The 13959-nt window shown below is 68.4% G+C and carries 14 protein-coding genes; 9 read left to right on the top strand and 5 right to left on the bottom strand.

Translation table 11 applies throughout. The annotated features are described in order from the left end of the window. Positions 1-37: 37 nt before the first annotated feature. From CSEG_RS05515 to trmFO, 3 genes are all read right to left on the bottom strand, one after another. The gene (locus CSEG_RS05515) at positions 38-445 is read right to left on the bottom strand and encodes a DUF2177 family protein (RefSeq protein WP_013078264.1); all 408 of its coding nucleotides are present in this window, start codon (positions 443-445) and stop codon (positions 38-40) included. Beyond that, positions 442-1485: an SAM-dependent methyltransferase gene (locus CSEG_RS05520; RefSeq protein WP_013078265.1), complete on the bottom strand. Its 1044-nt coding sequence runs from the start codon at positions 1483-1485 to the stop codon at positions 442-444. Before CSEG_RS05520 ends, CSEG_RS05515 begins: the two co-directional genes overlap by 4 nt. Positions 1486-1570: 85 nt before the next feature. Then, positions 1571-2998 carry a methylenetetrahydrofolate--tRNA-(uracil(54)-C(5))-methyltransferase (FADH(2)-oxidizing) TrmFO gene (gene trmFO, locus CSEG_RS05525; protein WP_013078266.1) on the bottom strand — a complete coding sequence of 476 codons (1428 nt, stop codon included), beginning with the start codon at positions 2996-2998 and terminating at the stop codon, positions 1571-1573. 98 nt (positions 2999-3096) lie between these two features. Here trmFO and CSEG_RS05530 point away from each other — a divergent pair, with 98 nt between their 5' ends. From CSEG_RS05530 to CSEG_RS05540, 3 genes are all read left to right on the top strand, one after another. Next, entirely contained in the window at positions 3097-4035 is a 939-nt protein-coding gene (locus CSEG_RS05530; RefSeq protein ID WP_013078267.1) for a hypothetical protein, read from the top strand. A gap of 90 nt (positions 4036-4125) precedes the next feature. Then, positions 4126-4881, top strand: a complete 756-nt coding sequence (locus tag CSEG_RS05535; RefSeq protein WP_013078268.1) for a hypothetical protein — start codon at positions 4126-4128, stop codon at positions 4879-4881. Then, positions 4882-5766, top strand: a complete 885-nt coding sequence (locus tag CSEG_RS05540) for a hypothetical protein (protein ID WP_013078269.1) — start codon at positions 4882-4884, stop codon at positions 5764-5766. A 19-nt stretch (positions 5767-5785) separates the two neighbouring features. Here the strand turns inward: CSEG_RS05540 and CSEG_RS05545 are convergent, their stop codons facing one another. Continuing rightward, positions 5786-6400: a glutathione S-transferase family protein gene (locus CSEG_RS05545; protein WP_013078270.1), complete on the bottom strand. Its 615-nt coding sequence runs from the start codon at positions 6398-6400 to the stop codon at positions 5786-5788. Between the two features lie 148 nt (positions 6401-6548). On the opposite strand from CSEG_RS05545, the gene CSEG_RS05550 reads away from it, so the two are divergent. Beyond that, positions 6549-7457 (top strand): hypothetical protein, encoded by a 909-nt coding sequence (locus tag CSEG_RS05550; protein ID WP_013078271.1) that lies wholly within the window; start codon positions 6549-6551, stop codon positions 7455-7457. Positions 7458-7628: 171 nt separating this feature from the next. Here the strand turns inward: CSEG_RS05550 and uvrA are convergent, their stop codons facing one another. Next, entirely contained in the window at positions 7629-10541 is a 2913-nt protein-coding gene (gene uvrA, locus CSEG_RS05555; RefSeq protein WP_013078272.1) for an excinuclease ABC subunit UvrA, read from the bottom strand. A gap of 240 nt (positions 10542-10781) precedes the next feature. Between uvrA and CSEG_RS05560 the strand changes: the two genes are divergently transcribed. The 5 genes from CSEG_RS05560 (at position 10782) to CSEG_RS05575 (ending at position 13905) form a co-directional block, all read left to right on the top strand. Beyond that, the gene (locus tag CSEG_RS05560) at positions 10782-11435 is read left to right on the top strand and encodes a hypothetical protein (protein WP_013078273.1); all 654 of its coding nucleotides are present in this window, start codon (positions 10782-10784) and stop codon (positions 11433-11435) included. Between the two features lie 111 nt (positions 11436-11546). After that, on the top strand, positions 11547-11708 hold the full coding sequence (locus CSEG_RS22825; protein WP_013078274.1) for a hypothetical protein: 162 nt from the start codon (positions 11547-11549) through the stop codon (positions 11706-11708). Between the two features lie 331 nt (positions 11709-12039). Beyond that, the gene (locus tag CSEG_RS22830) at positions 12040-12189 is read left to right on the top strand and encodes a hypothetical protein (RefSeq protein ID WP_013078275.1); all 150 of its coding nucleotides are present in this window, start codon (positions 12040-12042) and stop codon (positions 12187-12189) included. A 62-nt stretch (positions 12190-12251) separates the two neighbouring features. Beyond that, positions 12252-12365, top strand: coding sequence for a hypothetical protein (locus CSEG_RS22480; protein ID WP_106907078.1), 114 nt, complete (start codon positions 12252-12254; stop codon positions 12363-12365). Next, positions 12322-13905, top strand: a complete 1584-nt coding sequence (locus CSEG_RS05575; protein WP_013078276.1) for an ABC-F family ATP-binding cassette domain-containing protein — start codon at positions 12322-12324, stop codon at positions 13903-13905. Before CSEG_RS22480 ends, CSEG_RS05575 begins: the two co-directional genes overlap by 44 nt. The last annotated feature ends 54 nt before the right edge of the window (positions 13906-13959 follow it).

Here is a 13959-nt window from a genome sequence, read left to right on the forward strand (position 1 = left end):
GGGCGAACGCGTATCGCCCGGCATGGCTCCCCAATAACTAGCGGGCCAGCACCCAGCGCGCCGCCGCGAAGCCCGCGCTGGCCGAGACGGTGGTGATGAAGGTTCCCCAGGCCATGTCGATCAGGGTGATGGTCGTGGACCACGTCTTCATCGTCGCCTGGTTGGTCAGGTCATAGGTGGCGTAGGCCACGAGGCCGAAAACCGCCGCATGGACCAGCAGACGCCGCCAGCCGCCCTCGCGCAGAGCCGGCAGGACGGCCAGCACGACGATACCCGCCACATAGAGCAGATAGAAGGCGACCGCCGGCGGCAGGGACGGCTTCTCGGCCAGCAGCTCGCCGATACGCGGCTGGTAGACGCGCGGGCTCATCTGAGTCAGCCAGACGGCGTCCAGCGCCAGCATGGTGAGGGCCGTCCCGAGATAGGCGGCGGCGATCTTGATCATTGTCCGCTCTCCTGGGCGACGGGACGCATGCGGTAGTGGCTGACCCCCCATTCCTCGCCACAGCGGTGGCCGAAGAGGCCGGCCGTGGCCAGGAAGAACAGTCGCCAGCGGCGACGCCAGACGCTCGCGTAAGGGCCGTAGACCGAGGCGAGGATCGGATCGATCGTCGCGCGGCGGGCGTCGAAATTCTCCAGCCACTGCCGGGCGGTGCGGGCGTAGTGCTCGCCGTTCCAGCGCCAGTCGATCTCGACCTTGAACAGGTCGGGAAACTGTCGCGGCAGGTCGTGGCTGGGCATGACCCCGCCGCTGAAGAAGTACTGGGCGATCCAGTCCGCCGGATCGTCGACCTCGAAGCGGTAGGGCGTGTTCCTGTGCGTGAACACATGCAGGAACAGCAGGCCGTCGGGCTTCAGCCAGTCGCGCACCCGAGTCAGCAGGGCGCGCCAGTTGGACATGTGCTCGAACATCTCGACCGAGACCACGCGGTCGAAGCGCTGGTCGGTCTGGAAGTCGTTCATGTCGGCGGTGACGACGGTCAGGTTGCCGAGGCCCCGCGCCGCCGCCCGCGCCTCGATGAAGGCGCGTTGCGTCGCCGAGTTCGAGACCGAGGTGATCTGGGCGTTCGGATAGCGCGCGGCCATCCACAGCGACAGCGAGCCCCAGCCGCAGCCCAGCTCCAGGATGGCCTGGCCGTCGCGCAGGTCGGCGTGCTCGGCGGTTTCGCGCAAGGCGGCCGCTTCGCCCTCGGCCAGGGTGGTCGCGCCGGGCGGGTACAGGCCGCTGGAATATTTCAGGTTCGGGCCCAGCACCGCTTCGAAGAACGGCGCGGGCAGTTCGTAGTGCTGGGCGTTGGCGGCGTCGGTGTGGGTCGCGATCGGCCGCGCCTCCATCTCGCGCGCGAAGGCGGCCGAGGCGTTCGAAGGAGCCTTGCCCAGCCGGCGGCGGGCGTCGCCCACCAGGAAGTCGATCGCCGCGCGCGAGACCGCGTCCGGCATGGGCGCGTCCTCGAACGCGTGGATCGCCGCCTTCACCAAGCTCATGGACCCGTTCTCCCTCGCTAGCCTCAACAGCTACGAAGCAAGAACGCCGGTGGATGGGTCCGGGTGGCGATCCTTTGCGCGCGTCTTACGCCCCGCGCCAGGCGTCGAGATCCTTTAGCGCGCGCAGGCTCATCAACCGCTTCTTGGCGCGGCCGCGTTCCTTCAGCGGGATCTTCTTGCCGTCCTCGTCGACCTTCGGCGTTTCGAGCGGCGGCAGCAGGCCGTAGTTGATGTTCATCGGCTGGAAGCTGCCGGGGCCGACGCCCGCGTCCAGATGGCCGCCGGTGATGTGTTCGACCAGAGCGCCCAGGGCGGTGGTCGGCGGCGGCGCGTCGATGGGCGCGCCCTTGCGGTCGGCGGCGGCGAAGCGGCCGGTGAGCAGGCCCATGGCCGCGCTCTCGACATAGCCCTCGACGCCGGTGACTTGGCCGGCGAAGCGCAGGCGCGGCTGGGCCTTCATCCGCAGCGACTTGTCCAGCAGCTTGGGCGAATTGATGAAGGTGTTGCGGTGCAGGCCGCCCAGGCGCGCGAACTGGGCGTTCTCCAGGCCCGGGATCATGCGGAAGGTCTCGGCCTGGACGCCGTGCTTCAGCTTGGTCTGGAAGCCGACCATGTTCCACAGCGTGCCCAGGGCGTTGTCCTGGCGCAGCTGGACGATGGCGTAGGCCTTGACCAGCGGGTCGCGCGGGTTGGTCAAGCCGACGGGCTTCATGGGGCCGTGGCGCAGGGTCTCGCGACCCCGTTCGGCCATCACCTCGATCGGCAGGCAGCCGTCGAAATAGGGGACGTTCTCCCACTCCTTGAACTCGGATTTGGGGCCGGCCAGCAGGGCGTCGATGAAGGCCTCGTACTGGTCCTTGGTCATCGGGCAGTTGATGTAGGCGGCCGCGTCGCCGCCGGGGCCTTCCTTGTCGTAGCGCGACTGGCGCCAGGCGACGTCCATGTTGATCGAGTCGAAGTGGATGATCGGCGCGATGGCGTCGAAGAAGGACAGCTGGCCTTCGCCCGTCAGATCCAGGATCGCCTGAGCCAGGGCGGGCGAGGTGAGCGGGCCGGTGGCGACGACCACATTGTCCCACTCGGCCGGCGGCAGGCCGGCGATCTCCTCGCGGACGATCGTGACCAGCGGGTGCTGGGAAAGACGCCGGGTGACCTCGGCCGAGAATCCGTCGCGATCGACGGCCAGGGCGCCGCCGGCCGGCACCTGGTGCTGGTCGGCGCAGGCCATGATCAGGCTGTCCAGCTTGCGCATCTCGGCGTGCAGCAGGCCCACGGCGTTGAACTGCCAGTCGTCCGAGCGGAAAGAGTTGGAACACACCATCTCGGCCAGGCCGTCGGTCTGGTGGGCGTCGGTGACGACTTTGCCAGTGGCGTCGTCCTTGCGCATCTCGTGCAGGATCACCGGCACGCCGCTCTGGGCGATTTGCCAGGCGGCCTCGGAGCCGGCCAGGCCCCCGCCGACGACGTGCACAGGCTCAAAGGGGACGGGCTGGGAGGTCGAATTCGTGGTCATGGCGCGCCCTATACCCCTGGCTGTCGCTTGGCGAAACCTCGTGTAGGCTGATGGTTCGTGGCGCGTGGTTCGCGCGTGGGCCAGCCCGGGGAGGGGACATGGCGAGATTTGCGGTGGGCGAGGCGGCGACGTCGGGCTTTGGCGTGGTCGTGCGGCATCCCCTGGCCGTGGGCGGGTGGGCCCTGGCCTTGGTGGTCGGCCTGATCATCCCGGCCGTGGTGGGTCTTTTCTGGCTGGGGCCGGACTTCGCGCGCCTGATCCAGCTGGCCATGACCCAGAAGGGCGGCGCACCAGATCCGGAAATGATGAACGAGTTCGTGCGGGCGCAATCGGGGATGACCGCCCTGAACCTGCTTTACTGGCTGTGGTCCTCGTTCGTCCGCGCCGTCCTCTGCGGGGCGGTTTTCCGCGCCGTGCTCATGCCGGAGGCGTCCGCCTGGGCCTTCCTGCGGATCAGCGGGCGCGAGCTGTGGCTCACCTTGCTGTTCGTCGTCGAACAGGTTCTGGCGATGATCGTGGTCTTCATCGTCGCCCTGCTGATCGTCATCCTGACGGCGGTGGTGGCGGTCAGCGGCGGGGATCAGGGAAAGATGACGGCGATCATCGTGGCCTGTTCGGCCACGGCGGTGGCGGCCGGCGTCATGATCTGGGTCGCGCTGCGGCTCTCCCTCGCCGCCCCGATGACCTTCGCCGACGCCCAGTTCCGGCTGTTCGAGTCCTGGACGCTGACGCGCGGCCAGGGCTGGCGGCTGCTGGGCATGACGGTGCTGATCGTCATCTTCATCCTGCTGATGGAGATGCTGGTGGGCGCGGCGGCCTTCGGGGCCATCGTGGCGGCGGGCGGCTCGTTGGAGGTGATCCGGGGGCCGGGCGCGCTGGAGGCCTTCCTGTCCAGACCCCCGATCGCGTTGATCACCGACTTGTGGCCCTGGCTTCTGGGCTTCAGCGCTCTGGCCGCCGTGTTCAGCGCGGTGCTGCAGACGGTGTTCTGGGCGCCATGGGCCACGGCGCACAAGGCCTTGACCGAAGAGGCCTAGCAACGCATCGCCACGGACACGCCAAGCCCTTACATTGTCGGGGACCGCGTTGACTCGCCGGCGGGCGGCGCGGAAGGGAAACTTGATCTGATGACGGACGGATCGGCGAGCGTCGGAGGCTTGCTGAAGGCGGGATTTTCCAGGATGGGCGCCGCTCAGGCCTCGTGCTGGGGGGCTCTGGTCGTGGCGATCGCCCTGACGGTTTCCACGAACATCCTGCCGCCGGGGCTTCGCCTGCCGGCCGTCCTGCTGGCCGCGGTGATCGCCCAAGGCGCGCTGTTCCGCCACGCGTTCGGCCGCGCCTCGGGCCTGAAGGGCTTGCGGTGGGGGCGCGACGAGTGGCGGCTGCTGGGCGCCCATCTGATGGTGCTGGGCCTGTTCCTGCTGATCGGCTCGATCTTGCTGATCGTGATCGGCGCGATCGCCTTGGGCGTCGCCCGGGTCAGCGCGCCTCAGCTGGACGCCAGCTCCGCCCAAGCGTGGCGAGACGCGCTGGCCAACGCCGGTCCGGCCGGCCTCGTCGCCGGCTTGGCGCCGCTGGCGGCGTTGGCGATCCTGATCTGGCTGGGCTTGCGTCTGTCGTTCATGGCGCCGGCCACGGTCGCCGAGTCGGGCGTCCGCGTGCTCAGCGCCTTCCCGCTGACCAGGGGCAAGGTCCCAGCCTTGCTGGTTCCGGGGATCTTGGGGCTGCCGATGGCGGCGAGCCTGATCCATGGCTTCGCGCCGCCACAGGGGGTCGTCTTCACGGCGGGCTCCGCTACGATCGCCTATCTGTTGCTGGCGCCGGCCTGGTCCGGCGCGCTGGCCCATCTCTACCGCCAAAGCGCGGTCACGCAGGACGCCTAGATGTCTGTTCGCCCTACCGACGCGGCTCTCGAAGGCCTTCGCACCATGCGGCGCAAGCCGCTGACGGTGTTGGCCTGGGCGGCGTTCTCGCTGGTCATGCTGCCGATCCTGGGCCTGATCGCCAAGATCGTGCTGGGCGAGGAGGGACGCACCGCCCTGGCCGGCCGGGTCGGCTCGGCCGATCCGCGCGAGCTGCTCGACCTGGTCACCCATCTGGGCGGCGCCATGGTGTTGCTGGTCGCCCTGGCTCTGGTGCTGGGCGCGGTGCTGCAGGCGGCGATCATCCGCTCGGTGCTCGAACCGAGCAACGACCGCCTGGCCTATCTGCGCCTGGGCCGCGAAGAGGTTCAGCTGCTGATCGTGTCGCTGATCACCTGGGCGGCCGCCCTGGGCGTCACGGTCATCCCGTCGGGCGCGGTGGTGTTGGGCGCGGCGCTGCTGTCGGGCGCGGCGGCCGGCTGGTTCGCGACCTTGGGGGCGCTGGCGGTCATCGGCCTGTCGATGTGGGTCGCCGTGCGCCTGTCCCTGCTGGGCCCGCACGCCTTCTCGCACCACCACATCGACGTCCGCGCCGCCTGGATCCAGACCCACGGGCAGTTCCTCCGCCTGCTGGCGATGTTCGGCATGACGATCGTGCTGGGCGCGATCGTCTCGATCATCGGCGCCACGATCTCGGGCGTGCTCGGAAACCTGATGAGCGGCGGCATCGATCCCGCCGACGGCGGCGTCGTCGCCAGCCATCCGGGGCTGATACTGACCCTGCTGGCCAACATGCTGCTGGCCCCGATTTTCCTGACGTTGCAGACGGTGATCCTGGTCTCGGCGCCCGCCAAGGCCTTCGCCCACCTGAACCAGGACGAGATCGAGGCGGGCCTGCACGACTAGCCCCAGGGGCCGGCCCCAATCAGGCCGAGGCGCTGGGCCGCGCCGCCATGCGTTCGCGCCAGGCCAACACGTTTCGCGCCTCGCCGGGCGTGGACAGGCCGATGAAGTCGGCGAAGTCGAGCGTGGTCTGGCCCACGATGTCGGCCATCGTATAGGCCTCGCCGGCCAGGTGCGGGCGCCCGTCCGACAGCTCGCGGTCGAGCCACAACAGGGTCTTGTCGACGGCCTCGCGGTTCGACTCGCCAAACTCGCGGTGCTGCTTCAAGAGATGCGCCGTGAACGGATGAGCATGGCGCCAGAACATGCCGATCGGGACCATCAGGCGCAGCTCGATCCGGCGCGTCCACATCTCGACCTGCGCCTGCTCCAACGGCGAGACGCCGAACAGCGGCGGCGTCGGATGAAGCGCCTCGAAGTAACGGCAGATGGCGACGGTCTCGCTGATCGTGGTCCCGTCGTCGAGCTCCAGCACCGGCACCTGGCCCAGGCTGTTGCGGGCCAGATGCTCGGGCTGGCGATGCCCGCCCTGGCGCAGGCCGATATGGACCTCGGGAACCTTGAGCCCCTTCTCGGCCAGGAAGATCCGCACCCGTCGCGGATTGGGCGCGGGCATGGCCTCGCCATAGAGCTTCATCACGGCCTCCCTCAATCTTGTTTTCAAACGAATGTTAGAGGCGGGCGCGGTGTGATCGCAAGGTCGCGCGAAAAAGCCCTTCTCGGCCCTGTCGAAGCGGCGCGAACCTTGTTAGGGCTAGGGCCAGTCCGCAAAGCAAGAGTACGACATGTCCAGGTTCTCGGCCTCTGACGCCGCCTTCTCCGGTTTTCGACTGGTGCGGGAGAACTTGAAGGCCATCGCCATCTGGGCGGCGGTCATGACCGTGCTGTCGATCATTTCCAACGTGCTGGCGATCCAGTTCTTCGGGCCCAAGCTCGAGGCCCTGATGTCCTACGTTTCCGACAACGCCAATCCTGATCCGGAGGAGTTCTTCCGGCGGGCCGCGGACCTGACGCCGCTGATGCTGTGGTCGCTGCCGTACAGCCTGGTCGTCAACGGCGTGATCTTCGCGGCGCTCAATCGCCTGGTGCTGCGGCCCCAGGACAGCCGTTTCGCCTATCTGCGCCTCGGCAAGCAGGAGCTGCGCCAGGCGGCGGTCTGGGTTCTGACCAGCCTGATCCTGATGGGCGTGCTGTTCGTCGGCTCGCTGGTCTCGGGCTTCCTGGCCGCGCTGGGCGGTCCGACAGGCGCGTTCCTGGGGCTGTTGGGGATGGCCGGCTCGGCCTGCGCGGTCGTCTATCTGGCGGTCCGGCTGTCGTTCGCCCCGGCGGTCACGTTCGAGACCGACAAGGTCACGATCTTCAAATCGCTGCCCGAGACCAAGGGCATCTTCTGGTCGCTGCTCGGCGCCTATCTGCTGGCGGTGGTGATGAGCATCATCGTCGTTCTGCTGATCTGGACGATCGTTTCGGCCGTCGGGCTCATCGCCTCGGGCGACCTGTCGGCGACGGGCAAGATGCTGCGGGCCGACACCAGTTCGCTGCAGGCCTATTTCACCCCGGCCGGCATCGTCCAGGCGCTGTTCTCGGGCCTCATCTCGATCCTGACGACGCTGATTGTCTTCGGCCCCGCGCCGACCATCTATCGCGAGCTGAAGGGCGGCGCGCCCAGCGCGACGCCCGGCGGCGGCTGGTAGGGGCGCGGCGGACAAACCCACGCCTTCCTCGCCCTCGTGGCGAGGACCCATGGCCGGGCAAGGTTCCGTGCATGAGAAAGGGCGCTGCCAGTTTTTGGCGCGCGCCCCCCGCTTCTCGGCACGAGCTGAACCCTGGACCCTAGGCGCAAGGCCTAGGGCGGCGAAGACCGCTTAAGCCCTCTTCGCCGCCTTCTTCAGCTCGGCCACTCGCGCCTTGCGGCGCTCTTCGTGGCGATCCAGCAGCTCCTTCAGGTAGCGGCCGGTCCAGCTGGCCTCGACCTTGGCCACATCCTGGGGCGAGCCGACCGCGACGATCTCACCGCCGCCGTCACCGCCTTCGGGGCCGAAGTCGAGCAGCCAGTCGGCCGTCTTCACGACGTCGAGGTTATGCTCGATGACGACCACGGTGTTGCCCTGGTCGGCCAGCTCGTGCAGCACCTCGAGCAGCTTCTTGGTGTCCTCGAAGTGCAGGCCGGTGGTCGGCTCGTCGAGGATGTACAGCGTGCGACCGGTGGCGCGCCGCGACAGCTCCTTGGACAGCTTCACGCGCTGGGCCTCGCCGCCCGACAAGGTCGTGGCCTGCTGGCCGACCTTGATGTAGCTGAGGCCGACGCGCTTGAGCGTCTCCATCTTGTCGCGGATCGGCGGCACGGCCTTGAAGAAGTCGGCGGCCTCCTCGACGGTCATGTCCAGGACATCGGCGATCGTCTTGCCCTTGAACAGCACGTCCAGGGTCTCGCGGTTGTAGCGCTTGCCCTTGCAGACGTCGCAGGTGACGTAGACGTCCGGCAGGAAGTGCATCTCGATCTTGATGACGCCGTCGCCCTGGCAGGCCTCGCAGCGGCCGCCCTTGACGTTGAAGCTGAAGCGACCGGGGCCATAGCCGCGCGCCTTGCTCTCGGGCAGGCCCGCGAACCAGTCGCGGATCGGGCCGAAGGCGCCGGTATAGGTCGCCGGGTTCGAGCGCGGGGTGCGGCCGATCGGCGACTGGTCGATGTCGATGACCTTGTCGAAGTGCTCCAGCCCCTCGATCCGCTCGTGCGGGGCGGGGGCGTCGCTGGCGTTGTTCAGCCGGCGGGCGGCCGCCTTGTAGAGCGTCTCGATCGTGAAGGTCGACTTGCCGCCGCCCGACACGCCGGTGATGCAGGTGAACGTGCCGACCGGGATCTCCGCCGTGACGCCCTTGAGGTTATTGCCCGTCGCGCCGACGACCTTCAGCACCTTCTTCTTGCTGATCGGACGGCGTTGTTCCGGCACCTCGATCTCGCGCACGCCGGTCAGGTACTGGCCGGTGACGCTGTTGGGGTTGGCCATGATCTGCTCGGGGGTGCCCTGGGCGACGATCTCGCCGCCGTGGACGCCGGCGGCCGGCCCCATGTCGATGACGTAGTCGGCGGTCAGGATCGCCTCTTCGTCGTGCTCGACGACCAGCACCGAGTTGCCGAGGTCCCGCAGGCCCTGCAGCGAGGTCAGCAGACGGGTGTTGTCGCGCTGGTGCAGGCCGATCGACGGCTCGTCCAGCACGTAGAGCACGCCGGTCAGGCCCGAGCCGATCTGGCTGGCCAGGCGGATGCGCTGGCTCTCGCCGCCCGACAGAGTGCCCGAGCCGCGCGAGAGGTTCAGATAGTCCAGGCCCACGTCGACCAGGAACCGCAGGCGATCGTTGATCTCCTTCAGGATCCGCCGGGCGATCTCCATCTGCTTGTCGGTCAGCTTGCCCTCGAGGGCGGTGAACCAGTCGCGGGCCGGGCGGATCGCGAGGTTCGAGACCTCGGCGATGTCCTTGGCGTCGATCTTGACGGCCAGGGCCTCGGGCTTCAGGCGCTTGCCGTGGCAGGTCTCGCACGGGGTGTCGGACTGGTAGCGGCCCAGCTCTTCACGGACCCACGAGCTGTCCGTCTCGCGCCAGCGGCGCTCCAGGTTCGGCAGCACGCCCTCGAAGGGCTTCTCGACCTCGTACTTCCGGGCGTTGTCGTCATAGACGAACTTGATCTTGGTCCCGCGCGAGCCGTTCAGGACCACGTCCTTGGCGTCTGGCGACAGCTTGTGCCACGGCTCGTCCATCGAGAAGCCGTAGTGCCGGGCCAGGGCCTGCAGGGTCTGGGTGTAGAGCGGTGAAGGACCTTTCGCCCAAGGCGCGACGGCGCCCTTGTGCAGGCTCTTATCCTTGTCGGGGATGACGAGGTCGGCGTCGAAGGCCAGCTTCGCGCCCAGGCCGTCGCAGGCCGGGCAGGCGCCCGCCGGATTGTTGAACGAGAACAGCCGCGGCTCGATCTCGGCGATCGTGAAGCCGCTGACCGGGCAGGCGAAGCGTTCCGAGAACAGTATGCGGCGCGGCTCCTTCTCGCCCTCCTCGATGGTGGCGAACTCGGCCACGGCCAGACCGTCGGCCAGGCGCAGGGCCTGTTCGATGGAGTCGGCCAGGCGCTGCTCCATGTCGGGCTTGGTCACCACGCGGTCCACGACCACGTCGATGTCGTGCTTGAACTTCTTGTCGAGCGCCGGGGCGTCCTCGATCGGATAGAACTCGCCGTCGATCTTCAGCCGCTGGAAGCCGGCCTTCTGCCACTCGGCGATCTCCTTCCGGTACTCGCCCTTGCGGTCGCGAACGACGGGGGCCAGCAGGTAGAGGCGCGTGCCTTCGGGCAGGGCGGTGATCTTGTCGACCATCTGGCTGATGGTCTGGCTCTCGATCGGCAGGCCGGTGGCGGGCGAGTAGGGGACCCCGACCCGCGCCCACAGCAGGCGCATGTAGTCGTGGATCTCGGTCACCGTGCCGACGGTCGAGCGCGGATTGCGGCTGGTGGTCTTCTGCTCGATCGAGATCGCGGGCGACAGACCCTCGATCAGGTCGACGTCCGGCTTGCTCATCAGCTCCAGGAACTGGCGCGCGTAGGCCGACAGGCTCTCCACGTAGCGGCGCTGCCCCTCGGCGTAGATCGTGTCGAAAGCGAGCGAAGACTTCCCCGAGCCCGACAGGCCGGTCAGCACGACCAGCTCGCCACGGGGGATGTCGACGCTGACGTCCTTGAGATTGTGCTCACGGGCGCCGCGAACGCGGATGAAGTTCAGTTGCTCGGCCATGTTTTCCGGAACGTTGGGCCGCCCAGTTGGTGGCGGCGCAGCGGCTATATGTAGGGCTCGAACTGCGAATTAACACAAGAACAAGATGCGAACAAATGTCGCGCACGCGAGGCCAAGCTTCTGCTGACAGCGGATGTCAGCAGTGGGGCTGGCCAATAAGGCGCCCTTCGCCATGGGATCGCCGCGAAAGCGACGCCATCGACCCGCGTTCTCCCCGTCAGCTTGGCCGGAGGGGCGGGGATGGCGCGGGGGAAGTGGTCCAGGCGCTGGGTCGCCCTCTCGGGCGGCGTGCTGATCAACGCCCTGATCCTAGGCGCGCTGCTGATGATCGAAGGCTCGCCGCCGCTGGTGGAAGAGGCGCCGGTGATCATCCTGGAGCTTGAACATCCTCGGAAGCGGACCCCGCCGCCGCGGAGCCGCGCGGCGGCTGGCGCGCGGTCGGCGGCGCGAGTGCCCTCAAGGTCTACGGTCTCGGAGGGTGAAGGGCGGCCCGCCGCCGTCGACCCCGCCTTGTCGCCCGCGCTTTCCGTCGATCCCGAGTGGCGCGTCGATCCCGAGGCCGTCGATCGCTGGCGGCTGCTGGAGGGTAATCCGGCCATGGGCGCCGGACGCTTTCGCCGCGCCTGCCTCGGCCAGACCAGCGAGCATATGACGCCGGAGGAGAAGGATGCTTGCCACGAGGCCTGGGGGAAAAGGCCAGACAAGCGCCCGTCGCCGACATTCATCGGCCCGATCGACGAGCGGAAGTGGGAGGTCCACCAGTTCGGCCCCCGAAGGCCATCCACTTCGGCCGACGACAAGCGTCGGCGTCGCGACCTCTGCCGAGCCTACGACCGGATGCGCAAGGCTGATCCGTCGACATTGACCGTGCTACGCCAGGGCGCTTGCCCATGACTTGGGCGTTCGGACTTCCTAAACCCTGTTTGGAAGCGGGTTCTTCAAGGACCGGTGCGCTACAGCTCCATCTTGGGTCGAGTTGTGGCCCGCCGGAGAGGGACTGGAGCCATGGCCAAGAAAGAGGCCGCAAGCGCCAATCAGGAAGCCAAGCACTACGCGTTCAACGCCCTCCGTCCCCCCAAGCCGCGCTCCGTGGTCATCGATGGACTGGTGTTCGTCAGCGGCGTTGGGGCGCTGGTTTGGGTGCTGTGCGGCATGGCGCCCAACTAGAGGCGCTCTCGCCGCGGGGGCGGCGCGATCGGGGTCACGTGATCTGTCCCGCGACACCAGGTCGCGGTCCTGCGGCGGACGCCCTCACGACAGCGATGTTGGAACGACAGACGTCGCCGAACGCCAAAATTATTCGAATGGAATCAAGGCTATAAGCTTTTGATGAGCTCGGCGCCCGGCGAGGAAGAGCGCCTCCGAGGAGTACGGCGTTGACCCAGCCTGGGGGCGTTCGCTTTTGCTCAACCTTCTTTCGAAGCCGCCTGTTCAGCGTGATTTCTGAAAACGTTTGCGATCGGGCCTGGGGTTCGAGGCCGTCGGAAACACGCTCGTCATGTCGCAGGACTCCGCCAAACAAGACGCTAAGCGCGAGGCGTTCAAGGCTCTGAACACCGCCAAGCCGCGTTCGGTCATTATCGATGGGCTGGTGTTCCTGGGCGGCGTCGGGTCGCTGCTCTGGGTCCTGCGCAACATGACGCCCTAGGCTGGCGCCGGCTCAGCTTGCCGAACGCCGGCCGCGGCCGTACTAACCTCGCCATCCCACCGATGGAGGCTCCCATGATCAGCAAGACGGAAGACCGCTTCGTCCTTCCCGTTTCCCTGACCGTGGGGTCGCATGTCCTTCGTCACCCTGGATTCCGTTTCTGCCGCCACGCCTGACGGCCGGCTTCTCTTCGAAAACCTGGATCTTTCCATCGAGGCCGAGCGCATCGGCCTGGTGGGGCGCAACGGCGCGGGCAAATCCACCTTGCTGGCGCTGATCGCCGGCGGCCGTGCGCCCGCTGGTGGAACGATCGCAAGGGCTGGCGCGGTCGCGATGCTGGACCAGTCGCCCGATCTCGCGTCCGCGCGGCTCGTCGACCTGCTGGGCGTCGGCGAAGCGTGGGGCCGACTGGCGCGCATCGAGCGCGGCGAAGGCGACGAGGCCGACCTCGCCGAGGCGGAGTGGGATCTGCCCGCGCGGCTTGAGCAGGCGCTTACCGATGTCGGCTTGAGCGGCCTCGACCTCGAACGGCCAGCGATCGCGCTGTCGGGGGGGCAGGCGACCCGCGCCGGCCTCGCACGCCTGCTGATCGCCCGGCCGGACGTGCTGCTGCTGGACGAGCCGACCAACAATCTCGACGCCGAAGCGCGAGATCTGGTGGGCCGGATCCTGTCGCGCTGGCGCGGCGGGGCGGTGGTGGTCAGCCATGACCGATCCCTGCTGCGCGGCATGGATCGGATCGTCGAGCTCTCAGCCCTGGGCGCGCGGTCCTATGGCGGCGGCTACGACCTCTACGCCGAGCGCAAGGCCCTGGAGGCCGACGCCGCGCGGCGCGATCTCGACCACGCCGAGCGCGAGGTTCGCCGCGTGGCGCGCGAGGCCCAGGTCGCCCGCGAGCGCAAGGACCGCCGCGACGCGAACGGCCGCCGGTTCGCCGACCGGGGCGGGACGCCGAGAATCCTGCTGGGGATGATGGCCGAGCGAGCTGAGACCAGCGGCGCCAAGGAGGGAAAGCTGGCGAGCAAACTGGCGGCCCAGGCCCAAGAAGCCCGGGCCGCCGCCGACGCGCGGGTGGAGCGGGCGCGCGCCTTGGGCTTCGAACTGCCGTCGAGCGGCCTGCCGGATGGCCGCGTGGTCCTGGCGTTCGACGCGGTGCGCTTTGCCTGGCCCGACGGACGGCCTGTGATCGACGATCTTTCCTTCAGGATGATCGGGCCGGAGCGCCTGGCGGTCTCGGGGGCGAACGGCGGCGGCAAGACGACCTTGATCCGCCTGGCGACTGGCCAACTGGCGCCGAGCACGGGGGAGGTTCGGCTGCAGGTTCCAGTCGCCCTGCTGGATCAGCGCGCGGCCCTGCTGCACGACGACCAGACGATCCTGGAGAACTTCCGTCGCCTGAACCCCGGCGCCAGCGTCAACGACGCTCACGCGGCCCTGGCGCGGTTCCTGTTCCGCAACGCCGCCGCCCTGCAGGTCGCCGGTACGCTCAGCGGGGGAGAGCGCCTGCGGGCCGCCCTGGCTTGCGCGCTGTGCGCGGCCACGCCGCCGCAACTGCTGATCCTCGACGAGCCGACCAATCACCTCGATCTGGAGTCCTTGCAGGCGGTCGAGGCGGCGCTGGCCGGCTATGACGGCGCCTTGCTGGTGGTCAGCCACGACGAGGACTTCCTGGCGGCGATCGGTGTCGAGCGGCGGCTTACGCTGAAAAGCCCGTGACGCGCCGCTCAGAGTTCGCTACCTCTATGTGACCGGTAACATTGGGCGCGACCC

Source organism: Caulobacter segnis ATCC 21756, assembly GCF_000092285.1.
In the GTDB taxonomy this organism is placed as follows: Bacteria; Pseudomonadota; Alphaproteobacteria; order Caulobacterales; family Caulobacteraceae; genus Caulobacter; species Caulobacter segnis.

What these genes read in the sequence shown, in the direction of transcription:
- CSEG_RS05515 (WP_013078264.1), bottom strand. Translation starts at nt 445, where the DNA reads ATGATCAAGATCGCCGCCGCCTATCTCGGGACGGCCCTCACCATGCTG.
- CSEG_RS05520 (WP_013078265.1), bottom strand. Translation starts at nt 1,485, where the DNA reads ATGAGCTTGGTGAAGGCGGCGATCCACGCGTTCGAGGACGCGCCCATG.
- trmFO (WP_013078266.1), bottom strand. Translation starts at nt 2,998, where the DNA reads ATGACCACGAATTCGACCTCCCAGCCCGTCCCCTTTGAGCCTGTGCAC.
- CSEG_RS05530 (WP_013078267.1), top strand. Translation starts at nt 3,097, where the DNA reads ATGGCGAGATTTGCGGTGGGCGAGGCGGCGACGTCGGGCTTTGGCGTG.
- CSEG_RS05535 (WP_013078268.1), top strand. Translation starts at nt 4,126, where the DNA reads ATGACGGACGGATCGGCGAGCGTCGGAGGCTTGCTGAAGGCGGGATTT.
- CSEG_RS05540 (WP_013078269.1), top strand. Translation starts at nt 4,882, where the DNA reads ATGTCTGTTCGCCCTACCGACGCGGCTCTCGAAGGCCTTCGCACCATG.
- CSEG_RS05545 (WP_013078270.1), bottom strand. Translation starts at nt 6,400, where the DNA reads ATGAAGCTCTATGGCGAGGCCATGCCCGCGCCCAATCCGCGACGGGTG.
- CSEG_RS05550 (WP_013078271.1), top strand. Translation starts at nt 6,549, where the DNA reads ATGTCCAGGTTCTCGGCCTCTGACGCCGCCTTCTCCGGTTTTCGACTG.
- uvrA (WP_013078272.1), bottom strand. Translation starts at nt 10,541, where the DNA reads ATGGCCGAGCAACTGAACTTCATCCGCGTTCGCGGCGCCCGTGAGCAC.
- CSEG_RS05560 (WP_013078273.1), top strand. Translation starts at nt 10,782, where the DNA reads ATGGCGCGGGGGAAGTGGTCCAGGCGCTGGGTCGCCCTCTCGGGCGGC.
- CSEG_RS22825 (WP_013078274.1), top strand. Translation starts at nt 11,547, where the DNA reads ATGGCCAAGAAAGAGGCCGCAAGCGCCAATCAGGAAGCCAAGCACTAC.
- CSEG_RS22830 (WP_013078275.1), top strand. Translation starts at nt 12,040, where the DNA reads ATGTCGCAGGACTCCGCCAAACAAGACGCTAAGCGCGAGGCGTTCAAG.
- CSEG_RS22480 (WP_106907078.1), top strand. Translation starts at nt 12,252, where the DNA reads ATGGAGGCTCCCATGATCAGCAAGACGGAAGACCGCTTCGTCCTTCCC.
- CSEG_RS05575 (WP_013078276.1), top strand. Translation starts at nt 12,322, where the DNA reads ATGTCCTTCGTCACCCTGGATTCCGTTTCTGCCGCCACGCCTGACGGC.